The organism is Emticicia sp. CRIBPO (assembly GCF_009905725.1).
In the GTDB taxonomy this organism is placed as follows: Bacteria; Bacteroidota; Bacteroidia; order Cytophagales; family Spirosomataceae; genus Leadbetterella.
The window spans coordinates 382,681-403,224 of sequence record NZ_JAAAKV010000004.1 but is presented as its reverse complement, the minus strand read 5'-3'; the positions used below and the strand labels follow the sequence as shown (position 1 = coordinate 403,224).

Below are 20,544 nucleotides of genomic sequence, written 5' to 3'. Positions count from 1 at the left end.
AACTATAGTTTTCAGGTCACTTTTACTTACCGCCTCTTGTCAGGTCGTTAAAAAAGTACTCCCGGGTTTTGGTCAGTTTGTAGCCGTAACCATCCCCATCATCCAAAACACTCACTGTATACTCTCTTTTTAAAACAAAATCATCGATACTGGCATAGCCTCCTTTCAACGTCATGGTCAGTTTCATATTGGCCGGATTATAAGTCCAGGAACATTCATCCACATCCAGGTCCAGGAAATTAACACCTGCACAGGCATCAATGCCTTCTCTCGACTGGTAGTCGTACTCAATTTTACCACCTTTCCTGAAATTCCAGATCATGGTGTTGAGCGACAACTTACTCACATTGTATTCGACAAACCTCAGCTCATTCTTTTTGATATTGGTGGTGGTTAAAATCCACTGTTTTGAACTATCAAAAAGCTCCGGAGATTGGGCACTCACCTTCGAAAAAGCAAAGACCAGGGCCATTAAAATAAGTTTTTTCATTAAATCGGGATGGGCAATTAAAACAATAAAACGAAAATTTAAACCACAAAGTACTCTATTAAAAACCTAATTATCAATATTCAGATCGTTTACCGGTCTACTTCCATAAACCTGATGGCTTTCCTGGCTGGTAATATCGAAGCTAAAAACGCGATCACAACCACGCCAATCACTGAAAACAGGACATCTTCCCACTGAATTTTCACAGGATATGCGTCTACCAGGGCATATTGCATCCCTAATTTCAGCCACCCGAACTTTATCTGAAGCCAGCAGACAAACAAACCGGCCACCATGCCGATAACGGCCCCGGAAAGTGAAATGATCCCTCCTTCACTCACAAAAATATTTCTTACCAAAGCTTTGTCTGCCCCTATGGCCGCCAAAACCTTTATGTCATCCTTCTTGTCTATCACCAGCATGGTCAGGGCAAAAAAGATGTTGAAAGACGCAATCCCGATGATAAAGAAGAGGGCAATGAATATAAAAAGCTTTTCTATTTTGATGGCTTTCAGCAGGGGAGCATTCTGTTCGTCCCTGTTTTTAACCGTAAAAGTATCTCCTATCAGGCTTCCCAGGGCTTTCTTCACTTCTTCTGTTTTCGAAGGATCTTTCAGCGTCAGTTCAATAGAAGTTCTTTTGCCTTCCAGCCCCGTGAGTTTTTCCACCACATCCAGCGGAAGATATACATAATTATCGTATTGCTGCTCCAGGATAAAAACACCCGAAACCAGCAAAGCCATCCTGTTGATGTTTTCTTCAGGATTGAGCACATTAAGTTTCTGATTTTTTGGATAAAGCAGTTCAAGCGGCCTGAAAAAGTCATCTACCTGCAAACTCAGGATATTGTACACGCCTCCGCCGACAAAAGCCCATCGCTTGGTACCCTGCTCCAGGATCATCCTGCCGTCTACCACCGATTTTTTCAAGGAGCTGTGCTGCTGAAAAGTGCTGTCGACGCCTTTCAGGATAACAATCATCTGGGCATCCTTGTTTTTGGCCAGGGCTTTGTCCTGGATCACTTCCGTCGCGAAACTGACCTGGGGCAGGTTTTTGATTTTCTGAAGTTTTTCCGGGCTGATGCTGAACGACCGGCCTGCATTGCTCTCGATTTTCAGATCGGGGTCAAAGGTCTTGAACAGTTGACGGTTCAGGTCTTCCAGTCCGTTAAAAACCGACAATACAATAACCAGGGCCATGGTGCCGATGCACACGGCCACCATCGAGATTATCGAGATGAAGTTGATAAAGCTCCTTTTTTTCTTAGAGAAGAAATACTTTCTGGCAATAAAAAAAGGTATGTTCATTCAGCGGTAATTAATTAACTGTCTTTTGCTTCCTCGTCAAGCGGGGGAATATGAAGGTCTGCGAATAGGTTCTCAATTTTCTGAGCATATTCGGCCGTATCATCAATATAAAATTGGAAATGAGGGATAATTCTGAACTGGTGTCTTACCTGGTTACCAAATATACTTCTGATCTTTTTTGTATTTTCTCTAATGTTCTGAAGCAGGCCTTCTTTATCATTGGTCAGCAAAAAGCTGAGATAAACGCGGGCAATACTTAAATCAGGGCTCACTTTCACGTCCGTAATGGTCACGAAAGCACCTTCAAAAACCGACCTCATGTCTCTTTGAAAAATCTCCCCCAGGTCTTTCTGAATCTGCTTTGCTACCTGTTTTTGTCTCTTATTTTCCATGATCTCTCTGATTTTTTTATGTTAAGAATGTGTGTCTTCTAAATTAATATTACAAATATCCGCACTAATTTTGGTTAATCCTTTAATCAAATTATATTTTTGCACTAAAATAACTTAAACGCCACCCGTTTGCTTACTTTTTTCAGAATTAACTCCTTTTTTCAGATAATAACACTATTCGTAGTTATGTTATTACTGAAACTGCCGTTTATCACACAATCACTCCCTGTTCTGATACCGGAACTTGAGTGGGTGCTTGTAGGCGAAAAACTCAACCAGGATATTCCGCTCTATAAAGGGATCCTCACCGAAGTCGGGCCGTTTTCAGCCCTTTTCTACCAGATGATAGACTTCTGGTTTGGCAGAAACCAGCTGGCTTACGAGCTTTTTGCTTATCTGATCATCCTGATCCAGTCTTTATTCTTTGTCTTCATTACCAATAACCGTCAAACATTCACGGAAAGGAATTACGTTCCCGGTTTGATCTATTTATTGCTGATGAACATCTCTTTTGACCTCAGCAAGCCCTCTCCGGCCCTGCTGGCTCTCACCTTCCTGCTGATCGCCCTCAACATCCTGCTCAGGCAGATTGAAAGCCGCACAGGGGTCAGCGACGATGTCTTTGAAGTCGGCCTGTTTATCGGGATAGCAACATTGTTCCATTTACCCTCTTTCCCCTATATTTTATGGGCGGGTATTTCCTTGCTGTTTTATACCGGCGTCAATCTCCGGCAAATGTTCCTCGTCGTGCTGGCCTTTATACTGCCGGTGTTTTTCACGTTCCTGTTTTTCTATTTCTCAGATACCAGTGAAGCCCTCAAAACGGTGTGGCTGTTCAATATCATTACCTTCAGCAACCTTTCATTCAAAGGACTCGACAGCATCATTATCGCTTACTCAGTTCCCCTGTTCTTTGCCGTGCTGGGTATATTCCGGGTTCTGAGGGGTAACCGGTACAACAGCTTCCAGAACCGCTCCCATCAGATCGTCATCCTTTTCGGGATCTTCGCTTTTGTGAGCCTGTTGCTTTCGAATAATTTCACGCCTTATAACCTTTGCTTTCTTATCCCTATGCTTGCCCTGTTTATCAGCGGCTTTTACCTGCACATGAAGGGAATGTTTTTGCCTGAAGTGGCTTTTATCATTTTCATGCTGATCATTTTAGCGATTCAGTTCCAGGGCGTCAGACCATTCCTCGGTTCCGGTTATGACCAGCTGTCCAATCTTAAAACCAAAGACATCGTCATCCCGGAAAAACTGAAAGGCAAGACGGTGCTGGTGACGGGCGAAAGGACCGATGCCTATAAAAATGCCAGAATGGCTACAGGATACCTGAACTGGAATCTCTCAAAATCCGATCTGCAGCATCCCAATAATTATGAAAGTGTGGTGAATATCTATCAGAATTTCAAAAAGGACATGCCGGAAGTAATTTTTGATAACAAGAAAGTCATTCCGAAAATATTCAAGGCCATACCCGAACTGGAGAAAAAATATGAGGTGCATTCCAAAGGCGTTTATGTGTTGAAATAACCTCTTCAAAAAAGATAAAAGTAATTACGATATGGAAAAATTTGATTTCAGGGCGTTTCATGTCAGAGGCATGAATGCTGATGAAGCCGAAAAAGCTAAGATAAACCAGGAGCTGAAGGATTTGTACGATTCGTTAAGTGAAGACGACAAGAAAGAATTTAATGAGCAATTGCAGACCTTCCTGATCAAAGAACTATCGTCTATCAAGTCTGTTTATGATGGCGTGCAATCATCCGATAATCCCAACTGAGGATTTAAGTCAACAAAAAAAGCGAAGTCTGAGACTTCGCTTTTTTTGTTACAGAATATATTTCATTAACCTGGCAATCAAATAGATTCAAGAATCCTCTCCATCGCCACCTGCTCTCCGATCTTATCTTTAAGGGCAGCAATCGGCACACGCTCCTGCTCCATGGTATCGCGGTGACGGATGGTCACACAGTTGTCATCTTTGGTTTCATAATCGACCGCAATACAGAACGGAGTTCCGATCAGGTCCTGACGGGTATAACGTTTTCCTATCGCCGCTCCGTCATCATACACCGTCCTGAAGTAAGGCTTCAGTGATTTGGTGATATCCTGGGCAATTTCAGCCAGACCATCTTTTTTCACCAGCGGCAACACCGCGGCTTTGATCGGGGCCAGTGCCGGGTGCAACTTCAGATAAGTTCTTTCCTTTTCGCCGGTTTCCTGTACAAAGGCGTTGGACAAGGTAGCCAGGAACAAACGGTCAGCTCCAACTGAGGTTTCTACCACGTAAGGAATATAATTTCCGTAAGGCTTGCCGCTTTCGTCAAGCTCAGGATCAAAATACTGTTGTTTCTTTTTAGAATATTCCTGGTGATTTTTCAGGTCAAAATCACTTCTGGAGTGAATTCCTTCCATTTCTCTGAAACCAAACGGGAACTGGTACTCAATGTCCACCGCAGCTTTGGCATAGTGGGCCAGCTTGTCGTGGTCGTGGTATTTCAGTTTTTCTGCCGGTAAACCGATCGCCTTGTGAAACTTAAGACGGGTTTCTTTCCAGTATTCATACCATTCATTTTCAGTGCCGGGGCGAACAAAGAATTGCATTTCCATTTGTTCAAACTCACGCATACGGAAAATAAACTGGCGGGCCACGATCTCGTTACGGAAAGCCTTACCGATCTGGGCAATACCGAAAGGCACTTTCATCCTGCCGCTTTTCTGGACATTCAGAAAGTTGACAAAAATACCCTGTGCTGTTTCAGGTCTCAGGTAAATGGTGCTCGATTCGTCGGCCACAGAACCCACCTGGGTTGAAAACATCAGGTTAAACTGACGCACTTCCGTCCAGTTGGCTGTTTTAGAGATCGGGCAAACAATATTTTCAGAAATGATCAGTTCCCTTACTCCATCCAGGTCTTCTGCACTCAGCAAACGACCCGTTTCAGCCAGCAATGCCGCAGACTTGTCCTGCTGTCCGTTAGCTGCATATTCTTCTGCCCTGCCTTCCAGCAACTGGTCGGCACGGTATCTTTTCTTAGAATCCTTGTTATCGATCATCGGGTCATTGAACCCGTCTACGTGTCCTGAAGCCTTCCAGGTCGTAGGATGCATAAAGATAGAAGCATCGATCCCGACAATGTTGTCATACAGCTGGGTCATGGATTTCCACCAGGCTGTTTTAAGGTTATTTTTCAGTTCCACGCCGTTCTGACCATAGTCATAAACAGCCTGTAAACCATCGTAAATTTCAGAAGAAGGGAACACAAAACCATACTCTTTGGCATGAGCGATAATGTCTTGTAAGCTGGTAGCAGGTCCGGATTGCTGACTCATTTATTCTGTTTTCTTTAGTTAAATCAATTTAAAATAGCATTTAAAAGCTAATCCATAGGAAAATGGAGTGCAAATATAAACAAACTGAGGGTTTGTTAAACTGAAATTTCATGATTAATCACTCATCTCAAAAATTATAGGGCATAAAACAGGCTCCGGAGCAGGTTTCTTCGATGAGTGCACCGTTAAAAAACCTTGTTTGCTTACTGTCATACAGTCAATCACACCCTTAAAAAAAGGGCCAATTACCCATCTTAAAATCAGTATTTCCACGCTGTTACTGAAAGAAATATTGGCCTACCTTTGATCAAACAAAAATGATATAGCCATGAAAAATCAAAAATTCGAAATTGTACTGGAAGATTTCGGACTCAGCGAAAAACAAATCGACACCCTTGAAAAAGAGCTGCACGGTGTGGTAGCCAAACATCTTATCGGGGCCCAATCCGGAAATTCGATCGGGAAAAAGATCATCAAAAACCCGGAATGGCTGGGCATCTGGCTTAAAAAGTTCAAAGCAGATATTTTTATCCAGAGGGCCAAAACGTTTGATGTCATTAAGATCAACCAACTGGGATGAAAAAGCAACAACTGGCATGCCCCTCTGCAACCAACAGCAGCGGGGCATCGCTTTTTGGGGTCGTAAATGTCCATGGCGTGGTCAGTTTTCTGCCCGAAAAAGTCGAACTCACCGAAGAGCTGATTGAACTCGGAAATCAGTCAGGCTCAGCCGAATCAAAATTCAGATACACGTCCAAATGCGTGGAGTCAGGATGCAACCAATGGACCGGATCGGCCTGCGGAGTAATCCATCAATTAAAAGAACTGGATTTGTCAGAAATGGAGCAAAAAGTACAGCGGTGCCCGATCAAAAATGAATGCCGGTGGTTTTTCCAGGAAGGAATTTCAGCCTGCAAGATCTGTCCGCTTTTTGTGGCGGATTTCCTGGAGAAAGGAGAAGGAAAAATGGAGACAGCTGTTTAGCCGTTGGCTGTTAGCTAAAAAGAAATGCCCCTTTCGGGGCATCAATAGTCAGAACATAAGATTTTATAGTCTCTCAACGGCCTTCAGAGTTTACCCTGAACATCGGGGCCGAAACGCCTCATATTGCCCTGTGCCTTCAGGCCAGGGCACCATATCAACAAGAAATCTTTCCTACTCTCAAACCATGCCTTCCGCCTTCAAACGCCGTATTCAGAAAAATCTGCACACATTCCAAAGCTATTTCTTTTGAAATAAACCTGGCAGGAAGACAAATCACATTGGCATCGTTGTGAAGTCTGATCAGTCTGGCTACTTCAGGAGTCCAAACCAATCCTGCACGGATCTTCTGGTGTTTGTTGGCAGTCATACAAACGCCGTTTCCGCTACCACAAATCAGGATACCATAGTCGTATTCTCCGTTTTCAACGGCAGAAGACAAAGGGTGGGCCGCATCAGGATAATCAAAAGAGTCGGTAGAATACGGACCATAATCTGCAGTAACAAATTGCTGCTCCTGCATCCAATTCAAAATCATTTGCTTATATTCGAACCCGGCGTGGTCGCCTCCGATGGCAATACGTAGTGACATGTTATACTCGTTTTAAACTTTATTGGGCAAAGATACGTTGTTATAATCCTTAATGAATAAAAAAAACAACTAAAAATTATAATATGAAAGAAGAAGAAATCATAGATGAGGATAGAATTATTAAAGAAGCATTTGTAGAACGCAACTGGAATGAAATTCAAAGTCAGGACTCCTGGCAAATTTTTAAAGCTATCTCTGAATTCGTAGAAGGATATGATAAACTAGCCAAAATCGGACCCTGTGTTTCGATTTTCGGCTCAGCAAGAACCAAACCCGACAACAAATATTACAAGCTGGCCGACGAAATAGCCGCTAAACTTGTGACCAAAGGTTATGGCGTAATTACCGGTGGTGGCCCGGGTATCATGGAAGCCGGAAATAAAGGTGCCCGCGAAAAAGGTGGAAAATCAGTTGGACTTAACATCAAACTTCCGTTTGAACAGGTCCCGAATAAATATGTTGACCCTGACAAAAGCATCAATTTTGATTATTTCTTTGCCCGCAAAGTCTGTTTTATGAAATATTCCCAGGGGTATATCGTAATGCCGGGGGGATTCGGAACCCTGGATGAGCTTTTTGAAGCTTTGACCCTTATTCAAACCAAGAAAATCGGGCGTTTTCCTATCGTTATGGTGGGATCATCGTTCTGGTCGGGTATGCTGGAATGGATCAGGGAAACGATGCTGGAACAGGAACACAACGTCAACCCGGAAGACATGAACCTGATACAGGTAGTAGACACCGCCGACGAAGCCATTAAGGTAATTGATGATTTCTACGGAAAATATATGCTGCAGCCGAATTTTTAATTTTTATCGGAAAATGGAGTAAGGAGAAAGCTGAAGACTTATCCTTACTCCATTTCAATTTTTATATCCCAATAACCTCCGTTGTCCTTTTTCCGTCCTCCTTTTTCCTCCTATCCATCAATACACCAAATCCAATCCCAGTCTTTCCTTCAGATCCTTAAGGGCGGGGTTCTTTTTGGCCATGGCTTCAAATTTTTCCTGCTCGGTTCTTGGTTTGGCTTTTGTTTCTTCAGCAGTCACTTCGGAGCTTACCTGGATCGATGAATTCTGCAGCCTTTTCCTGACAAAATCCAGCATTTCCTGTTTCAGCTCATTTAGAACATCCTCTTTAAGTTTATTCAAAAGCTTGAAATGAATGGTAAACTGGTCTCTCAGCTCAAAATCACTTTGGAAAATCATCTTTTCGGTCGTCGAATCACGCTGATCTGCAAAAGCCCTGAGGGCATCGGAGGCTTCTTCTTTTGTAAATGACCTGTTTCCGAACTGGTCTGAAGAAGGTTGATGGCCTTCCTGCTTCTGAACATCCTGGACAACAGACTCTTCCATAGCCACCACAGACTTAAACCGGGACGATTTAAATGCCATAGGCTTTCGAGGCGAATTATCGGATGAACTGACAGGAGCCGCCGAAGCCGTTGAAGCAGCCGGGGTCGGAGCAGGATTCTGAGCCTGGCTATTGACAGGCGGAGCGGTGTTTACTGGAGCATCAGCTTTTTTTTTTCAGCGTCGCCGCCAGGCAGGTTCGCAAGGTTCAATACGGCGTTGATCTGCGACAATTTCATCAGGCCGATCTCTACATGCAAACGCTGATTTTTGGATGCTTTAAAATTAAGATCCAGCTGTGATCCAACACTCAAAGCAGACATCAGGAAGCCCATAGAAGATTTGGCCGACTGATTCAGGTATTTTTGTCTGGTAGATTCAGACACTTCCATAAGGCTTACGGTCTGCGGGTCTTTGCAAACCAGCAGGTTACGGATGTGCTCGTTAAGACCCACCACAAACTGGTGTCCGTCAAAACCTTTGGTCAGAATCTCATTGAATATCAGCAAGGTAGAAGACAAATCAGACTCATTGATGGCATCAACTATCCTGAAATAATAATCATAATCCAGCACGTGAAGGTTGTCCAGTACCTGTTTGAACGCCAGGTGCCTGTCAGCCGAAAAAGTCACATTCAGGTCAAACATCGACAAAGCATCGCGAAGTCCGCCATCTGCTTTCTGGGCAATCAGCTCCAGGGCTTCATATTCAAAACCAATACCTTCTTTATTGGCAATATTGGAGAGATGGTCGGCCATATCTCTGATCTGAATCCTGTTGAAGTCAAAAATCTGGCAACGACTCAGGATCGTGGGTAATATCTTATGTTTTTCGGTCGTAGCCAGGATAAAAATGGCATAGGAAGGCGGTTCTTCGAGGGTCTTCAAAAAAGCATTGAAGGCCGCCTGAGAGAGCATGTGAACCTCATCTATGATATAAACCTTGTATTTACCATCCTGAGGCGGAAACCTCACCTGGTCAATCAGGTTACGGATGTCTTCCACCGAGTTGTTGGAAGCAGCATCCAGCTCATGTATGTTAAAAGAGGCGTTCTGGTCAAAATTCTTACAGGAAGTACATTCGTTGCAAGGCTCCGTTTCTTCGTTGACGTTGAGACAGTTGATCGTCTTGGCGAGAATCCTCGCACAGGTTGTTTTACCTACTCCTCTGGGTCCTGTGAAAAGGAAAGCCTGAGCCAGGTGATTGGTCTTGATTGCGTTCTTAAGGGTGGTGGTAATGTGTGATTGTCCAACCACAGAATCAAATGTGACGGGTCTGTATTTTCGTGCAGAAACTACGAATTTTTCCATGTGGCAAAGATAAAAAAGAATAAGAAACTGTGCCGGATTTATTCATTTTTTTACTGACAAATTTTCTTTACCGGCTGCAGCCCCAGAAAAAACAATGAGGTTTTCTTAAAAAATCATTGAAGAAATCAGCTCTAAAAACCGTAATTTTGCACCAGGTTCCTTCTTAACAACCATTAAAAATATGGCTCATAACCCTTTGTCTGTAAAAACCCTGGATCACATTGCCCTTCATGTTTCTGACCTGGCGGCCAGCATCCGGTTTTATGGTGAAACCCTCGGTTTGCCGCAGATTCCCAGACCTGCGTTTGACTTTGACGGGGCATGGTTCGGATTGGGCGAAGCGAGGGAGCTCCACCTGATTGTGGGAAGAACAGAAACCGTTAACTCTTTTTCAAGGAGAACACACTTTGCCCTCGAAATTACAGATCCAGAGGCCGCTGAAAGACACCTCACCCGAATGAAAGCCACTTTCAATCCTCCCAAACTAAGACCGGACGGGGCCATCCAGATCTTTGTCACAGATCCTGACGGCTACTGGATAGAGTTATGTGAGAAATCAGGGGTTCAATAAATCAGCCGTTTTTGTTCACAAAAACTATTTTTTGTTTGTCGTTGGCATTGATCTTTTTGATGAAAGCGACCCAGTCTTTGTAGGTTTCCTTAGGATATGTCCCTCCCTTGACTTTTACTCTTCTGAGGTAGACTAACTTTGTTCCTTCTTTCACCACTTTGGTCTGGTACTCTCCAAAGGCAAACTTAAGATTAAGCTCTTTAGGTAAAAATTCAGGGTCAAAATGGGCCGGTATTTCAAACACCAGAGAGTCTGTATCCAGGAAATTATACATGTTCGGGTTCAGGTAAAGTTCACTTTTCCGCTCGCCGGTTGCTCCGTCTGGGTCTATGAAATTTCCAAAAAGATTGAGCTTCAGAAACATCCTTTTACCACTGAAAGTACAAAGATTAGTAGCTTCGATATCAAGGGTCTCGCTTAACACCGGATTTCTCTTTTTATCCAGAGAGCTACCCACCGTAAGTATTTTAAAATTAGGAAGATGTATCCTTTTCATCAGCCAGTCTTTCTGCTCCTCCACATTCATAGATTTGTAAAGATACGCCCGGGTGTCCTGCTGAATCCCTCCGAAACTGGTGTTCGTTTTAATTCTCGCGTTTCCGGTTTCTGAGACACTTACCTCCGCAGTCCTGTAAAGAAAATTAGCTTCCGGTTCATAGGCTGTTGTTTTAACCAGGCCTCCGCCTGCAGGTTTAATCAGCAAAGCCATCCGGTTGCCCGTAAAATCGCCCTGATAACCAAAGGAATTGTCCTGCGAAGTACATTCCAGCCATATCGTGTCATTTTTCACAGGCACACAGGCTATCACATGGTTAAAATTCATTCTCGGAATCTCAGGATTATCCCAGACAGCGTCTTCGCCTGCTTTAATCAAAGCGGCATAAGCCTCAATGCCTGCTGTTTTCAGAAGGGCCAGTGTAAAATTTGTCAGGGCCTTACAGTCGCCATAACCTTTGGTGGCCACTACAGAAGCCGGAATGGTCTGCCATCCTCCGATACCAAGCTGAATGCTCTGGTAGCGGCTTCTGGCCTGAACATAGCTGTAGATTTTCCTTACCCTGGCCTCAATGCTTTTCTCATCTTTAAGCATATTGTTTAATTCAGACACTAAAGATTCCGGCAACTTGTCCCTCCCGGAATTGAGCTGGTAGTAAAAAGAGGAAATATCCGACCAGCTGGTTATTTTACCTACATAATCGTTGATCTGAAAGTCAACCGGGGCCGTAATAACCTTCGGGACAGTTAAGTTCTTCGAATAGCTTTCAAAATCACCGGTCCTGAAGTCCGCTATTTCCCATGACTCGTCTGTACGGGTTCCGTTTCTGGTTACTTTTGAGGGGGTAGGAATATTCTGAGACAGTTTATGAACCTTTATACCGTCAGGAACAGAAATCATAAATGACGATTTCTGAATGGCATTCCTTTCCATTGAAGCAGGCATCCAGGTAGGGAAAAACATCATGTTTGATGATTTCTCGTCAAAACTGAATTCTACGGTATATGGATAAGGATAGTATTTTTTATCAAATTCAGCAATTTTAACCCTCGTATCTGTTATCTCATCGCCTATACTTCCAATTCCGATGTCTCTGATATCTGAATTTTTCAGTTTCTTCAAAACCTTTCCCCCGGCATCATATATAGTCCCTTCTATTTTCCGCACCTGTGAAAACTTATCGTAGTAAGCCCTGAAAACACTGTGCTGCGACTCTCCCATTTCATTGAAAATAGTCACCGCCCAATGCTTTTTGGTAACGGACGATTTTATATCTTCAATAATAAATTCTGTCTCATCAAACCTCGTCACAGCATCTGCACCGGTTTTCAAACCTTCCGGAATTTCAGAAACTGCGAAATTATATTGTCCGAATGACAACATGCCCGAAAAAAGCAGTGCGACCAACACAACAATTCTTTTCATTATATTTTCTTCTTTAGAATAATCTGCTCGGCGTGCTTCTGAACAATCCTCTGGTAAAAATCTTTCAGCTCGTGATAGTTTTCAGCATAAAACATGGCCTTCGAGATGATCAGCTTACTTACCAGCTGGACTTTACCATCGGCCTGCGAACAGATGTAGGTAAATTTGCCGCCTCCGTCAGGTAATGACAAACCCAGGCTTTTAGGCAGTTCATCTACTACAAAGCCCTCAGGGATGACGTACGTTCCCATAACCGTTTGCTCAGTCAGATGGCCGAAATCGACAGGAAACTCCCGCTCTTTTTTCAGAAAAGGGTTTTTCTCAATTTTTCCGAAAAACATAGGATCGATGTACCAGACATCAGGATTAACAGGTTCTTCGTCTACCTCAAAATCAAACTTGATGGTCGTATTTTTAAACTTATCTTTGAAATCAGCCAACTCAATATTAGAAACCGTCAATCGCTTGTTTGCACTTTCAGAAAGTTCCTTTTTGAATTTCTCTTCTCCCACAGCCATATATGAAGCCCTCAGATCACGTGCATAATGTCCGGATCCGAAATTGGAATAATTGCCTGAAACCTTATTATTTTCAGCATCAATCCTGATGGTAAAAGACTCCAGTTCTTTGTATTTGTCCTTATCAATAATTTCAATAATCTCCCCTCCCCCGGGTTTAACCAGCCTGGCAATATGATTCAGACAATCCTCCGGGATGCTTCCGGGTTTTAATAATTCGTCTGTAATATCAATGAATATTTTCTCATCATTCAGTTCAACCATCACCATGGTATAGTCAAACCTGTCGATCAAAGGAAAAGCCGGGTTGATTTTTCCGTTTTCCCTCGTACTGAGAATCACCGGGTGTGCTTTAAAATCGAGTTCTCTCAATAAGGTCAGCATACACATATTCAACTCACTGGCTGATCCTGTCTTGTTATCATATACCTTTTTGAGGTCCTCCCTGAGCCATAAACCTGTGTTCCCGTTCCATTTAAATCTGCCGGTCATAAACGAATGAGCTTTGGCCAGTCTTTCATTCATATCAGGCACGGTTTTGAGCTGTTCTACGGCCTCCTTAAGGTAATTCGACCTTCTTAATCTCATTCCCCAGTTATCTGATTCAAGCAGCGTTTTATCTAAATCTTCCCAGCTCACAGAATAGCTTTTGACGGATTGCCCCGGAATCGAAACCTGCGAAAGTTCAAAGTCCACTTTCGAAAGATAGTCTTCCGATGTAGTGATATAAGGCTCATTTTTAAAGGCCGGAGCATCCTTAATAACCACCCTGTATTTAACTCCGTCGGTATCCAGCTGACTGTGCCCCATGCCGACACTGACTTTTTCCTGCTCACTGACAAAAAGCGGCAGATAGCCTCCAACGATCATCTGGTAATAAAAATGTGAAGGTATTGTCATAACGAGCTCACTCCACAAGGTAGGAATACTCCCCTGGAAATACCAGGTTTTGGGCTTATCCCTGACGGCCAGCGGGCTCCTGATGAGATATTTATACTCGATAACACTCCCCTCTTTCACATTCGGGAAGGTCAGTTTTTTCTGATAGTACTTATCCTGTATTTTCTCGGTGAAAGTTGACTTTGAATCTACTTCATTTTTGACTATCTGACCATTCTCAATATTATACGTACTGGCTTTCAGATCAACAATCTGTTCTTCAGCACCCACGCTTCCCATGTAATAAGGGATCACCACTACGCCTAAACTCAGTGCAGATGATTTAAGGATTTTCTTCCTGACATGTACTTCGGTTTCAATATAGAACCCGGTACTGTTGTCTTTGTAGAAAAAATTGACAGTCCCTTTTTCATACAATACCACCGCATCAGCAGCAGAGTCAATCGGGAATGTTTTTTGTGATAATTCTTCTTTTGTAACCGCCCCGAATTTGGGATTGGGATATTGCTGACCGGATACATTCAATGAAAAAAGAGCAAGCAAAACAAGCAGATATTTAGACATAAACGACATGATTATATGACCTCCCCCTGACAGGATGTCCGTTAATATTTAACAATTTGGGCTATAACAAACTATTGACCCGCAATAATAATCATAACCTATAAACGAACCAAATTCCGGACACAAAAAAAGCCGGAAGATTCCGGCTTTTTCTATATATCTTGATTTTCAGGATGATTCTGTCAGAACTTCAGCTCTTTCATATAATCAGCGTCCACTTTCATACTCGTCAGTGAATCAATTTTATACTCTTCCTGCTCTACATAGAAATACTTCATTCCGGTGTCTTTGGCAACCCTCAAAACTTTGGAATAATCAATAAGACCTGATGACAAATCACCCTGCTTCGGCTTAGGATCATTGGCAATCATCTGTTTGATGTGACACAGTTCGTATCTTCCCTTGTGTTTGGTCAGGTGTTCGATGCTGCTGTTTTTTGAAGCTTCGATCCAGAAAATGTCCAGTTCAAAAATAACAAGGGACGGATCAGATTCAGCCAGAAGGATGTCCTGACCGATTACACCGTTTTTATTTTCAAATGAATAAGAGTGATTGTGGTAACCGAACTTCAATCCGTGTTTTTTACAAATCTCTCCTTTTTCATTAAACTCAGAAGCCTTTTTCTTCCAGGCTTCAGCATTAGGCTGACCACCGATGGCAGGGCAGATCAGGTATTTCAAACCAACTTCTGCGGCTTTAGCAGCCATTTCGTCTGTGATATCGGCTAAGCCCAGGTGGGTGCTTACCATATCCACTCCGATAGATTTAAGGAATGATTTGGCTTCAGAAGCACTCATTCCCCAGAAAGGATCTTTTGAATAGGACTCAAATTGCTTGTATCCCATTTTCGCCAGCTTTTCCATGGTGCCTTTCGCGTCTTTAGGCATAAGGTCACGTACACTGTACAGCTGACAACCAAACTTCTTAAGCGTTCCCTTTGCCAATAAATCCTGAGAAAGCAATGCCATCAGGGCTAAAGAAGACGATTGCTGCAAAAAAATTCTTCTGTTCATTAAAATACTTATATTTTCTTGTAAAAAAAGATAAAGAGAGGTTGAATAATACGGCAGTAAAGCTAGAAAATGCCAGTATGTTTTTCAGCGTTAATCTGTCAAAACTGCCAATCCGTGGACATTATTGCCGATTCTATCGACAAACTACCTTTCAAAAAGGTCTCCAAGACCGCCTAAAACAGATCCGGACTCTTTTCCTGCATTTCCACCACCCACAGATAACCTGCTGATCAGTTTGGAAATCGGCAGCGACTGTATCCATACTTTACCTGTACCACGCAAAGTAGCCAGGAACATACCTTCCCCTCCGAACACCATGGACTTGAGGTTACCGGCCCTTTCTATATCAAAACTCAGCTGAGGTTCGAATCCGACAACACAACCGGTATCGATCCTGAGGGTTTCATTATTCAGCTGACGCTCAATCACAACGCCTCCCGAATGAATAAAAGCCATGCCGTCGCCCTGGACCCTCTGAAGAATAAAGCCTTCGCCTCCAAAAAGTCCCGCCCCGAATTTTTTGTTAAAATGAATAGCGATGCTGGTGCCTAAAGCCGCACACAAAAACGCGTCTTTCTGAACGATAAGGGTGTTCTGATTGATCTGGGCAAGGTCAACCGCCCTAATCGTGCCCGGATAAGGAGCAGCAAAAGCCACTTTCCTCTTACCGTGCCCCCTGTTGGTAAAGTGGGTCATGAACAGCGACTCTCCCATCAGTATCCTGGAACCGGCCTGAAACATTTTGCCGAGAAACCCCTGCTCCGGTTGTGAACCGTCGCCCATTTTGGTTTCAAACATGATGCCGTCCTCCATAAAAAGCATGGATCCGGCTTCTGCCACAACGGTTTCATTAGGATCCAGTTCTATTTCAACAATCTGGATGTCTTCTCCTATAATTTTGTAATCAATTTCATGACTTCTCATCGTCTTTCAGGTGTTTTAGTTTTTTGTCTTCTACTTTCTTGTTTAAAAATGTATTGATATTTTCAATGTCATAGGACATTTGTATTTCACCGAATGAATTGATTTTAATATCAAAACCTTCGAGGTCTTTATGCACTTTAGGCAGATCTTTTTCAACTACTTTTTTCTTTGACATCTTTATTTATTTTTTCAAATATTCGAAAAACCGGTAAATATTTAGTAATCTTCGGATTAATTCAAAAACTTTTTCAAAATCTTTTAACCCTGTCCATGAAATCGGAATCTTCACGAAAATAAATGGCCTTTACTTTACCCTGAAAAGGCCACAACATTAAACAAAATAACCTAATAACTTTAACATTTTAAACTAAATGGACTCATTTTTAGATAAAAGGTCAAAAACCTATTTATTGATTCACTACACTGACCTCCTGACTCTTCTGGCCGTTTGCCTTTCCTTCTATGTTTTCGAAATCACCCTTTATTATTCCAGGGAATACTTCAGCAGCTTTCTGGTCCGTATTCTGCATTCATTACTGGTCTTTCTGTGGCTCATCAAGATGTCACCCCGGCCCAAAAGCCTTAAAAACTGCCTGCTTGGTATTTCTGTTGTACTGGCCAATGTCGTTCCGTATTATCCTACCGACATGAAAGATTCGGAAGGCATCATTGTGCCTGTGCTGCTGCTGTCTGCCTCTTATATCCTGATGACCTATGTTTTTATGCATGAAAAGTCAAATATAAAACTCCTTAAAAGACAGGACTATGTATTAAATGTGATCATTTTTATCATTGTACCCTCCCTGTTCTTCTATTTTATCGTTTTTCAGGGAATTTTTCATTCTCCTTATTTTAACCTCATGACCTTCTATATGATTGTCATAGTGGTTATGCTTTTTTACGGAACACACCTCCGCTTCAGCAGGTACAGCAGGTTACTTGTCACCCTGGGTCTCGTCATGATTACCGTTGCCAATGAAATCAACACCTATGATCTGCTGGTAGAGCACATACCATGGGTTTTCCCGGTAAGCCGTTTGCTTTCTCATTTATCCAGGATTCTGATTACCGGCGGTTTTGTTAATGAGGAACTTTACCGGAGAAGAGACACCTTAACCCCTCCTTACTCCTATTAACCTCTCATTGCTGAGGCAGTGTCATCAAAAAATTAACACATCATTAAGTACCTGATGCCCTTCTGAATAGCCAGAAACTGCAAATAAATATACATTAAATATCAAAAAAGGATATAAAAAGCCCCTCTTCTTTTATTTTTTCTAAAAAAAATATACATTTGTCATGAAATCTGATTGCCTGTAAACTACCTTCACAAAAAAGGTTGTAAGAAAATAACTTTAACCGATCCTGCAAATTCCAGCATAAATTTTAGAATACCACTGCATTTTTAAATGAAAAGGATTCTTTCCCCTCATTAAATATGTAGGTACATTTATTGTATGTATTCTGAATGGAGCACTTGCTTGAATGGAGCGTTGTCCGGCAACAGAGAAATTTGACCCATATCTAAAAAGAACCTACAACAAAACCATAATGAGAGCCTTTTCAATTTTTGAGAAGTCGAAAACATTTCTAAACCTGAGAGTTCAGGATATTGTGTTTCTTTTTTCGATTAATCTTGTTTCTTATTTTGTTGAAATCCGCCTCCATCAGGGCGACAATATCCTTCATGAGTTTCTTTTTAAGACCCTCAATGTGCTCGTCATGATATTCTGGTTTATCAGGGTCTCTCCTACCCCGGGCAACCTCAAAAATTACATCCTGATATTTTCCCTGCTGGTTTCCAATACTTATCCTTATGATTCCGGCTTCCTTAACAACCGCGACCTGGAAGTAAAAATTTCGATGCTTTTGCCCATGCTTTCTTATTTTCTCCTGATTCTAGCCTTCAGAATCAACAGGGAGATCAAAAGAAAAGAGGGCAGGATCACTTTCTTTTTTAAATTCCTGTTTCCTTTCATCCTCGTACCGGTGTTGTTTTTCTATTTTGTGCTTTACCAGGCCCTGCAGCAAAAAAATGATTACCTGCTGATGGTGATCGTTTACCTGATGGTTTTGCTGGTGATGATTTATTACGGGATCAACATTAATTTCTCAAGAAACAGCAAAAAACTGGTGTTCTACAGCCTGGCCCTGATCACCCTCACAAACGAGCTGAATGCCTATAACTTTTTTGTTGAGCACTTCGACTGGATGTTCGAAATCGTCTGCTTTTTATCTATTTTTTCAAGAGTATTGCTTTTTTGTGGCTTTGCCAGTGAGGATATATTCAGACAAAAGGAAGCTACAAACTACTATCATTAAGCTATGACTACCAACAAAGCGATGATGTCAAAACCAAAAGCATCACATATCTATTCTAAAAGACCACTTAAGATAAACGATCTCCGCTTTCTTTACTATTGCCTGTTCTGCCTTTTGATGGGGTGTGCCGATGCTCTGTGTTTCCGTTATGAATGGCCGTGGAGCAGGCTCATTATCAGGCTCATCATCTTCCTGTTCTTAATCGGGTGGCTTATCAGAAACTCACCCTACGCGTTTTCTCAAAGAAACATCATGATCATGATTTCTATAAGTTTTACACATATTTATCCTGCCTGGTCCAATATTTTTCAACACCAGATACTCGAATATTACCTGATGATGATTTTGCCTAACGTCGGCTTTTTGTTTCTGCTGACTGCATTCAGGCTTGAAAACCTGAAGATCAAAGACAAAGGTTTCTTTCACTTTTTCAGGTTCCTGTTCATATTTATTTTCCTGCCTGTACTCTTCTCCTACTTTGTATTGTATCCCTACATCATTGAAAGCCCCTATCTTCCCCTGCATGTGGCCTACTTTTGTTCACTTGTAGGTGTATTTTACTATGGCATGGAGGTCAATTTCTGCCGGGAATCCAAAAGTCTGGTCTTTGCCAGTATGGCAGTGATGGCCATCACCAATATTGCCATTTCTTACTACAGTTTTGTTGAGCACCCCGACTGGTGGGTTGAGCTCACCATCCTGCTGGCCCTGCTTTCACGGGTACTTCTTTTCTATGGTCTTGCGATAGAAGACCAGTACAGGAAATCGCGTGAGTTTCTGCACTGAAAAAAACAAACTTCCCCTTAAAGTCCAAAAGCATTTCTATCTGCATTATATTTTTTTTAAAGCAAATCTTAATTAACTTTGTGACGTAAACAATTTCATTGTGAGTCACTTAATGCCCTGTTAACACCCATTTTGCCTTTGTTTCCAGCAAGAAACTATCTTTTTCAACCCGTTGTGTAATATTAAAATCGCAACAACTTTATAACTCAGATTTATTCGTCGGATGGAATCAACTCTTGACAGAAAATCAGCTGCCCTGTTAAAAATCAGTGAACCGGACCTTTCCGTTCTGTTTTCTTTACCATTGCATATTTGCCTTACAAAAAGGCCTCAAAATACAAATCCGGCCGTTCCGGATCTGTCTCCATTATTTTTACCGGTCTTTAATTCTGAGTGATTTTGTCATTAAAAACCTTCCGGTCCATCCAAAAATAGCCTTTATTTCGAGCTGATGCCTGTCAGCACCCATCAGCCACCCTATTAAAACGACATACAATGAATTCCTTTTTCAAAAAAAGAACAGACAGCGTCCCCGGAGTGAAAATTAAAGACCTCAGCACCATTTTTATCCTCAGTATCCCGCTTTATGTCCTCGACCTTTTCTTTCATTACTACACCACTCCCCTGATGGAGTTCATATTCAGGCCCGTTCATACTTTAATCCTCCTGGCGTGGTTTGTCAGGGCGTCACCCGCCCCCTTTGCAACCAGGAACATCCTGATGTTAATTTCGGTTTTTGTCCTGATCGCCTACCCTTTCCAATCCCGGTTTTTCGGTGATCCGGAAACGGAAACTTACCTTGAAATCATCCTGCCCTTTATTACCAATATTTTACTGATCATTGTTTTTCTGAGGGAGCGGAAAATATCAACCATAAAAAAAAGCCCCGGAGAACTGTTCAACCGCTACTTCCTTTATATCGGCATTCCCTTGGCCTATTACTACTTTGTGGTTTATCAGACCCTTTTAAACAGGTCTTATTTTATCCTGACGATCGCCTATACCGTATTTTTTATTGCGATGATGCTGACGGGGAGTAATCTGAATTTCACCAAACGAAGTCAATCCATCATCCTGATGGCCCTGGCCCTGGTGTCTTTTACGACGGCGGTCAATACGTACAACATCTTCATTGAGAAGATCCCGTACTCTTACCCGTTGATTTGTTTTCTGAATATGTTCAGCCCGCTGTTTTTCCTGTGGGGCTTTGCCAACGAAGATATTGTAAGAAATAAAGCCGGAGAGTCTGACTAACCGGCTTTAAA

22 protein-coding genes are annotated in these 20,544 nt (G+C 42.3%); 10 read left to right on the top strand and 12 right to left on the bottom strand.

The window, feature by feature from the left end:
• Nucleotides 1-22: 22 nt before the first annotated feature.
• From GVN16_RS10785 to rbfA, 3 genes are all read right to left on the bottom strand, one after another.
• Nucleotides 23-490 carry a hypothetical protein gene (locus tag GVN16_RS10785; RefSeq protein WP_166563891.1) on the bottom strand — a complete coding sequence of 156 codons (468 nt, stop codon included), beginning with the start codon at nucleotides 488-490 and terminating at the stop codon, nucleotides 23-25.
• Between the two features lie 89 nt (nucleotides 491-579).
• Nucleotides 580-1,797: an FtsX-like permease family protein gene (locus GVN16_RS10780; RefSeq protein ID WP_166563890.1), complete on the bottom strand. Its 1,218-nt coding sequence runs from the start codon at nucleotides 1,795-1,797 to the stop codon at nucleotides 580-582.
• 14 nt (nucleotides 1,798-1,811) lie between these two features.
• Nucleotides 1,812-2,189 (bottom strand): 30S ribosome-binding factor RbfA, encoded by a 378-nt coding sequence (gene rbfA / locus GVN16_RS10775; protein WP_166563889.1) that lies wholly within the window; start codon nucleotides 2,187-2,189, stop codon nucleotides 1,812-1,814.
• A gap of 186 nt (nucleotides 2,190-2,375) precedes the next feature.
• Between rbfA and GVN16_RS10770 the strand changes: the two genes are divergently transcribed.
• The gene (locus GVN16_RS10770) at nucleotides 2,376-3,722 is read left to right on the top strand and encodes a hypothetical protein (protein WP_166563888.1); all 1,347 of its coding nucleotides are present in this window, start codon (nucleotides 2,376-2,378) and stop codon (nucleotides 3,720-3,722) included.
• 31 nt (nucleotides 3,723-3,753) lie between these two features.
• Nucleotides 3,754-3,972 (top strand): hypothetical protein, encoded by a 219-nt coding sequence (locus tag GVN16_RS10765; RefSeq protein ID WP_166563887.1) that lies wholly within the window; start codon nucleotides 3,754-3,756, stop codon nucleotides 3,970-3,972.
• 77 nt (nucleotides 3,973-4,049) lie between these two features.
• Here GVN16_RS10765 and GVN16_RS10760 read toward each other — a convergent pair whose 3' ends face one another.
• Complete coding sequence (locus tag GVN16_RS10760; protein WP_166563886.1) at nucleotides 4,050-5,525, bottom strand: glycine--tRNA ligase; 1,476 nt, start codon at nucleotides 5,523-5,525, stop codon at nucleotides 4,050-4,052.
• A gap of 328 nt (nucleotides 5,526-5,853) precedes the next feature.
• On the opposite strand from GVN16_RS10760, the gene GVN16_RS10755 reads away from it, so the two are divergent.
• Both GVN16_RS10755 and GVN16_RS10750 read left to right on the top strand, forming a co-directional pair.
• Nucleotides 5,854-6,105, top strand: coding sequence for a hypothetical protein (locus GVN16_RS10755; protein WP_166563885.1), 252 nt, complete (start codon nucleotides 5,854-5,856; stop codon nucleotides 6,103-6,105).
• Complete coding sequence (locus GVN16_RS10750) at nucleotides 6,102-6,509, top strand: hypothetical protein (protein ID WP_166563884.1); 408 nt, start codon at nucleotides 6,102-6,104, stop codon at nucleotides 6,507-6,509. The genes GVN16_RS10755 and GVN16_RS10750 overlap by 4 nt, the downstream gene beginning before the upstream one ends.
• A gap of 154 nt (nucleotides 6,510-6,663) precedes the next feature.
• On the opposite strand, the gene rpiB is transcribed toward GVN16_RS10750, so the two are convergent.
• The gene (gene rpiB, locus GVN16_RS10745) at nucleotides 6,664-7,098 is read right to left on the bottom strand and encodes a ribose 5-phosphate isomerase B (protein ID WP_166563883.1); all 435 of its coding nucleotides are present in this window, start codon (nucleotides 7,096-7,098) and stop codon (nucleotides 6,664-6,666) included.
• Nucleotides 7,099-7,181: 83 nt separating this feature from the next.
• Between rpiB and GVN16_RS10740 the strand changes: the two genes are divergently transcribed.
• Nucleotides 7,182-7,907, top strand: coding sequence for a TIGR00730 family Rossman fold protein (locus GVN16_RS10740; protein WP_166563882.1), 726 nt, complete (start codon nucleotides 7,182-7,184; stop codon nucleotides 7,905-7,907).
• A gap of 117 nt (nucleotides 7,908-8,024) precedes the next feature.
• On the opposite strand, the gene GVN16_RS10735 is transcribed toward GVN16_RS10740, so the two are convergent.
• Complete coding sequence (locus GVN16_RS10735) at nucleotides 8,025-8,492, bottom strand: hypothetical protein (protein WP_166563881.1); 468 nt, start codon at nucleotides 8,490-8,492, stop codon at nucleotides 8,025-8,027.
• Between the two features lie 110 nt (nucleotides 8,493-8,602).
• A complete protein-coding gene (locus tag GVN16_RS10730) occupies nucleotides 8,603-9,760 on the bottom strand; it encodes a DNA polymerase III subunit gamma/tau (protein ID WP_166563880.1) in 1,158 nt (385 codons plus the stop codon).
• Between the two features lie 181 nt (nucleotides 9,761-9,941).
• Here GVN16_RS10730 and GVN16_RS10725 point away from each other — a divergent pair, with 181 nt between their 5' ends.
• Nucleotides 9,942-10,331, top strand: a complete 390-nt coding sequence (locus GVN16_RS10725) for a VOC family protein (RefSeq protein WP_166563879.1) — start codon at nucleotides 9,942-9,944, stop codon at nucleotides 10,329-10,331.
• Nucleotide 10,332: 1 nt separating this feature from the next.
• On the opposite strand, the gene GVN16_RS10720 is transcribed toward GVN16_RS10725, so the two are convergent.
• The 5 genes from GVN16_RS10720 to GVN16_RS10700 form a co-directional block, all read right to left on the bottom strand.
• A complete protein-coding gene (locus GVN16_RS10720; protein WP_166563878.1) occupies nucleotides 10,333-12,252 on the bottom strand; it encodes a DUF3857 domain-containing protein in 1,920 nt (639 codons plus the stop codon).
• Nucleotides 12,252-14,234, bottom strand: a complete 1,983-nt coding sequence (locus tag GVN16_RS10715; RefSeq protein WP_166563877.1) for a DUF3857 domain-containing protein — start codon at nucleotides 14,232-14,234, stop codon at nucleotides 12,252-12,254. Before GVN16_RS10715 ends, GVN16_RS10720 begins: the two co-directional genes overlap by 1 nt.
• Before the next feature lie 182 nt (nucleotides 14,235-14,416).
• Nucleotides 14,417-15,247 (bottom strand): sugar phosphate isomerase/epimerase, encoded by an 831-nt coding sequence (locus GVN16_RS10710; RefSeq protein WP_166563876.1) that lies wholly within the window; start codon nucleotides 15,245-15,247, stop codon nucleotides 14,417-14,419.
• 144 nt (nucleotides 15,248-15,391) lie between these two features.
• Nucleotides 15,392-16,171 (bottom strand): TIGR00266 family protein, encoded by a 780-nt coding sequence (locus tag GVN16_RS10705; RefSeq protein ID WP_166563875.1) that lies wholly within the window; start codon nucleotides 16,169-16,171, stop codon nucleotides 15,392-15,394.
• Nucleotides 16,158-16,346: a hypothetical protein gene (locus GVN16_RS10700; protein ID WP_166563874.1), complete on the bottom strand. Its 189-nt coding sequence runs from the start codon at nucleotides 16,344-16,346 to the stop codon at nucleotides 16,158-16,160. Before GVN16_RS10700 ends, GVN16_RS10705 begins: the two co-directional genes overlap by 14 nt.
• A 196-nt stretch (nucleotides 16,347-16,542) precedes the next feature.
• On the opposite strand from GVN16_RS10700, the gene GVN16_RS10695 reads away from it, so the two are divergent.
• From GVN16_RS10695 to GVN16_RS10680, 4 genes are all read left to right on the top strand, one after another.
• The gene (locus GVN16_RS10695; RefSeq protein WP_166563873.1) at nucleotides 16,543-17,307 is read left to right on the top strand and encodes a hypothetical protein; all 765 of its coding nucleotides are present in this window, start codon (nucleotides 16,543-16,545) and stop codon (nucleotides 17,305-17,307) included.
• Nucleotides 17,308-17,722: 415 nt separating this feature from the next.
• Complete coding sequence (locus GVN16_RS10690; protein WP_166563872.1) at nucleotides 17,723-18,493, top strand: hypothetical protein; 771 nt, start codon at nucleotides 17,723-17,725, stop codon at nucleotides 18,491-18,493.
• A 3-nt stretch (nucleotides 18,494-18,496) separates the two neighbouring features.
• Entirely contained in the window at nucleotides 18,497-19,279 is a 783-nt protein-coding gene (locus tag GVN16_RS10685; RefSeq protein WP_166563871.1) for a hypothetical protein, read from the top strand.
• A gap of 495 nt (nucleotides 19,280-19,774) precedes the next feature.
• Nucleotides 19,775-20,533 carry a hypothetical protein gene (locus tag GVN16_RS10680; protein ID WP_166563870.1) on the top strand — a complete coding sequence of 253 codons (759 nt, stop codon included), beginning with the start codon at nucleotides 19,775-19,777 and terminating at the stop codon, nucleotides 20,531-20,533.
• Nucleotides 20,534-20,544 lie beyond the last annotated feature (11 nt).

Excerpts from the sequence above, each read along its gene's own strand:
- GVN16_RS10695 (WP_166563873.1), top strand. The coding sequence starts at position 16,543 with ATGGACTCATTTTTAGATAAAAGGTCAAAAACCTATTTATTGATTCAC.
- GVN16_RS10715 (WP_166563877.1), bottom strand. The coding sequence starts at position 14,234 with ATGTCTAAATATCTGCTTGTTTTGCTTGCTCTTTTTTCATTGAATGTA.
- GVN16_RS10680 (WP_166563870.1), top strand. The coding sequence starts at position 19,775 with ATGAATTCCTTTTTCAAAAAAAGAACAGACAGCGTCCCCGGAGTGAAA.
- GVN16_RS10780 (WP_166563890.1), bottom strand. The coding sequence starts at position 1,797 with ATGAACATACCTTTTTTTATTGCCAGAAAGTATTTCTTCTCTAAGAAA.
- GVN16_RS10755 (WP_166563885.1), top strand. The coding sequence starts at position 5,854 with ATGAAAAATCAAAAATTCGAAATTGTACTGGAAGATTTCGGACTCAGC.
- GVN16_RS10685 (WP_166563871.1), top strand. The coding sequence starts at position 18,497 with ATGACTACCAACAAAGCGATGATGTCAAAACCAAAAGCATCACATATC.
- GVN16_RS10760 (WP_166563886.1), bottom strand. The coding sequence starts at position 5,525 with ATGAGTCAGCAATCCGGACCTGCTACCAGCTTACAAGACATTATCGCT.
- rpiB (WP_166563883.1), bottom strand. The coding sequence starts at position 7,098 with ATGTCACTACGTATTGCCATCGGAGGCGACCACGCCGGGTTCGAATAT.
- GVN16_RS10735 (WP_166563881.1), bottom strand. The coding sequence starts at position 8,492 with ATGGCATTTAAATCGTCCCGGTTTAAGTCTGTGGTGGCTATGGAAGAG.
- GVN16_RS10690 (WP_166563872.1), top strand. The coding sequence starts at position 17,723 with ATGAGAGCCTTTTCAATTTTTGAGAAGTCGAAAACATTTCTAAACCTG.
- GVN16_RS10740 (WP_166563882.1), top strand. The coding sequence starts at position 7,182 with ATGAAAGAAGAAGAAATCATAGATGAGGATAGAATTATTAAAGAAGCA.
- GVN16_RS10750 (WP_166563884.1), top strand. The coding sequence starts at position 6,102 with ATGAAAAAGCAACAACTGGCATGCCCCTCTGCAACCAACAGCAGCGGG.
- GVN16_RS10705 (WP_166563875.1), bottom strand. The coding sequence starts at position 16,171 with ATGAGAAGTCATGAAATTGATTACAAAATTATAGGAGAAGACATCCAG.
- rbfA (WP_166563889.1), bottom strand. The coding sequence starts at position 2,189 with ATGGAAAATAAGAGACAAAAACAGGTAGCAAAGCAGATTCAGAAAGAC.
- GVN16_RS10720 (WP_166563878.1), bottom strand. The coding sequence starts at position 12,252 with ATGAAAAGAATTGTTGTGTTGGTCGCACTGCTTTTTTCGGGCATGTTG.
- GVN16_RS10700 (WP_166563874.1), bottom strand. The coding sequence starts at position 16,346 with ATGTCAAAGAAAAAAGTAGTTGAAAAAGATCTGCCTAAAGTGCATAAA.
- GVN16_RS10785 (WP_166563891.1), bottom strand. The coding sequence starts at position 490 with ATGAAAAAACTTATTTTAATGGCCCTGGTCTTTGCTTTTTCGAAGGTG.
- GVN16_RS10765 (WP_166563887.1), top strand. The coding sequence starts at position 3,754 with ATGGAAAAATTTGATTTCAGGGCGTTTCATGTCAGAGGCATGAATGCT.
- GVN16_RS10730 (WP_166563880.1), bottom strand. The coding sequence starts at position 9,760 with ATGGAAAAATTCGTAGTTTCTGCACGAAAATACAGACCCGTCACATTT.
- GVN16_RS10770 (WP_166563888.1), top strand. The coding sequence starts at position 2,376 with ATGTTATTACTGAAACTGCCGTTTATCACACAATCACTCCCTGTTCTG.
- GVN16_RS10725 (WP_166563879.1), top strand. The coding sequence starts at position 9,942 with ATGGCTCATAACCCTTTGTCTGTAAAAACCCTGGATCACATTGCCCTT.
- GVN16_RS10710 (WP_166563876.1), bottom strand. The coding sequence starts at position 15,247 with ATGAACAGAAGAATTTTTTTGCAGCAATCGTCTTCTTTAGCCCTGATG.